The sequence below is a fragment of the Streptomyces sp. NPDC059861 genome (genome assembly GCF_042731435.1).
In the GTDB taxonomy this organism is placed as follows: domain Bacteria; phylum Actinomycetota; class Actinomycetes; order Streptomycetales; family Streptomycetaceae; genus Streptomyces.
Genome location: NZ_JBHWJQ010000088.1, coordinates 1 through 3169 on the forward strand (window position 1 = coordinate 1; position 3169 = coordinate 3169).

Sequence of the window (3169 nt, forward strand, 5' to 3'; positions counted from 1 at the left end):
ATCCGCTGGCCTTCTGCGTCGAGCAGCTGCAGGCGGCGTGCGCGGCCGGGGCGGGGGTGGCCGCCTGTACGGCCTGGACCACGGCGAGGATCTGCGCGATCTGCTCGGTGTTGGTCTCCGCCGCGCGGGCGTCGGCCACGGCCTGGGCGAGGTTGGCGCTCATGCGGCGACCTCCGTACGGATCGTCGTGCCGTCCTTGGCGAGGAGCCCGCGCTTGACCAGCGCGTCGACCGCGCGGGTGACCGAGCCGGGGTTGATGCCGGTCGCCTTGGCGATGGCGGCGTTGGTCGACGTGCCGTCGATCGCGGCCTGAAGCACGGCCTTCTGGTTGTCGGTCAGGTCCTGCGGGACGGCAGCCGCGGGGGCGGCGTCCTTCACCAGACGCAGCGGCTCGGACGCCGGGGCCGGGACAGGCGCCGGCGCCTTGGCCGACCGCTGCCAGACCGGGCGGTCAGGGAGGGCGATGACGTCGGCCGGGGAGAACGCCCGGGTGCTGATCGGGTGCGGTGCCGCCTTGGGTCCGGAGCGGAGCATGGCCACGCCGGGCATCGGCAGGTCGTGGGCGTGCCAGCCGCGCTCGGTGGCGTCCTCGCCGAACACGACGCGGCTCTCGCCGGACGTGCTCAGGGCGAGGGCGGCGCGGTAAGTGATCTGGGCGCTGATCTGCGGGTCGATGCCGCCCTTGGCGTCCATGGTCGGCTTCTGCGTGGCCCAGATCAGGATGATCTCGGCGGCGCGCGCCATGCGGGCGAGTGTCGACAGGTTCTCCATGATCCGGGACCAGTCCGGGTCGCCCGGGTCGCCGTCGCCGCCCTTGGCGCGCTTCTTGCGCGCCATGGAGATGACCTCGGCTCCTTCGTCCACGAAGACCGTGATCCGGGGGCGGCGGGTGCTGATCTCGATGGTGTCCCGGCCGCGCGGGATCTCCTCCAGCCGCTCGTACATCTCAGCGACCAGTTCGTCCGTCACGCCGAGGACGTCTTCGGCGTAGATGGCGACGCGGGCGCGGTGCTCCCAGTTGATGCCTTCCACTCGCTTGGGGTCGATGACGACCAGGCGGTGGTTGGGCTCCTCGGACGCCTCCGCGAGCAGGGCCCGGGTGCTCCAGCTCTTGCCCGACCCGGAGGTCCCCGCGATCAGCATCCGGCGACCGAGCGGGACCATGACCGGCTCGCCGGTCACCGTGTCGACGCCCCACGGGTCGCCCGGCTTCCAGCCGGTCAGGTCGATGCCGTCGGCAGCGCTGCGGGTCCGCAGCGTGATCGTGGCGCGGTCGCCATGCGATCCCGAACTGATCTCCATACGCAGGGCGGTGCGGGCCCCGAGCATCGCCCGGATCTCCTCGTGCTTGGCCTTGAACGCCGACGGCTTCCACCGGCCATCAAGGCGCACCGTGGTGACCAGACCGGCCGGGGTCAGCTCGGTCGGTGCGGGCACGGTGCCCGACAGGCCTCGTTCGTCGGCGTGCTGGACCCAGTACGACGGGTCGAGGCGCTCCAGGAGGCGGCGCTCCTCCGCCGTGGCGTCGTCGTCGAGCGGCACCCGCACCTGGCGGCGGCCGACGGCGAGCAGTGCAGCGTTGAGGGCGATCAGGCTCAGCGAGCTTCCCGCCGGCCACATCGCCCAGTGCTCCGCCGACGACATCGCGTACGAGGTGATCCCAGCCGGGATCAGGTGCGCGGCGTGGGCGCGGACCGCGAGCTGGTTGAGCGTCAGCGGGTAGTTCCGGCGAGCCGACTTCAGGTCGCGGCGCGCGACCTTGGCGTGAGCGCGACCTGCCTTGTCCGCCGTCCGGGCCGCGCGGCGGCCGCCGTTGAACGGGTTGCTGCTCGCCGCCCGTGCGGCCTTCCGCTGGCTCGCGGCGGTCGCAGCCGTCGACCGCGCCGACGTGTTGGCCCGCTGAGCAGCGATCAACGCCTTCAGGTTCTCCGGGGTCCGGAGCTTCGCCCTGCGCTCGGCCTCCGTGTCCCAGCGGTGCGCGAGCGGGGCACACATCGGGGCGGCGCCGTCGAGTGCCTGGCTCGCCGCCGCTGTCGTCTTGTTGATCCGGTCCGCCGTGATCACGCGGGCCGTTTTGGTACCAGTACCGATCTTGTTCCATGCTGCTGCGTAGTCCACGAGTCGCTCCTTGGGTGGTCGTGGATCAGGGCCGGGATTGCCGTTCGCGCGGCGTTCCGGCCCGCCTGTTTTGTGGCGGTTGAGCCCGCAACCCCCGGGCCGCAACCTCCCTTGCGGGCGGTTGCGCCCCCGCAAGCCTGTGACCTGCGAGTTTCGGTGTTGCGGTGGTTTCCGGGGTGGGGCCCCTACGCGTGTGCGCGCGAGGGCCCCGGATTTTCGAGCCGTTCGGCGACCCCTCGGGAGGCGCCGCCGAACAAGACCCATACTGTGGGGGCACAGTTGCTGTGTCAAGCCATACACTGTGCTAGATCACTACTCCGGATGCTGTGATAGATCACCGCACCGTTCACCCGTCGAAGGAGCCCCGCCATGTCCTCGCTGGAGCGCACGCCTCCGTATCTCCAAGTCGTCGGCACGCTGAAGTCGAAGATCGTCAGCGGCGAACTCGCGCACGGCGACGTGCTGCCGTCCGTGCGCGAACTCGCGGCGGAGTACGGCATCTCGACTGCGACCGCGCAGAAGGTCCACCGCACGCTGAGGGCGGAAGGCCTCGCGGAAGGCCGGCAGGGTGCGGCCACCACGGTCAGCACGCGCCGGACCCTGCACCGCACCGCAGCCGACCGCCTGGAGGCGGCGCTCACTACCGGGCGGATCTACGCCGACGGCGAGTACGCCGTGATCACGGGCGCCGACCTGACCACTCCCCCCGAGTGGGTCGCGGACCTCCTGGGCGTCGAGGACGGCGGCCAGGCGCTGCGTCGCCAGCGGGTCACGCACAACGCCGACGCGGAGCCGGTCTCCGCGAGCACGAGCTGGTTCGTCGCTGAACTCGCGGAGACCGTGCCCGCTCTGCTGCAGCGCGAGCGGATCCCGGGCGGCACCCCATCAGCCATCGAGGCCGTCACCGGTCGACGCGCCGTGGCCTCCGAGGAAGCCAGCGCCGCCGATGCAGCAACCGAGGAACAGGCGACTCTGCTTGGCGTCGAGCCCGGCGCCCCCGTTCTGCTGAGCCGGAACGTGTACGTCGACGCGCAGGGCGACACGGTGGAGG

The 3169-nt window shown here is 71.7% G+C and carries 2 protein-coding genes; one reads left to right on the plus strand and one right to left on the minus strand.

The window, feature by feature from the left end:
* Nucleotides 1-159: 159 nt before the first annotated feature.
* The gene (locus ACFV6X_RS35450; RefSeq protein WP_377541243.1) at nucleotides 160-2118 is read right to left on the minus strand and encodes an FtsK/SpoIIIE domain-containing protein; all 1959 of its coding nucleotides are present in this window, start codon (nucleotides 2116-2118) and stop codon (nucleotides 160-162) included.
* A gap of 369 nt (nucleotides 2119-2487) precedes the next feature.
* Between ACFV6X_RS35450 and ACFV6X_RS35455 the strand changes: the two genes are divergently transcribed.
* The coding region (locus tag ACFV6X_RS35455; protein ID WP_385390541.1) for a GntR family transcriptional regulator at nucleotides 2488-3169 on the plus strand (682 nt) is incomplete at its 3' end.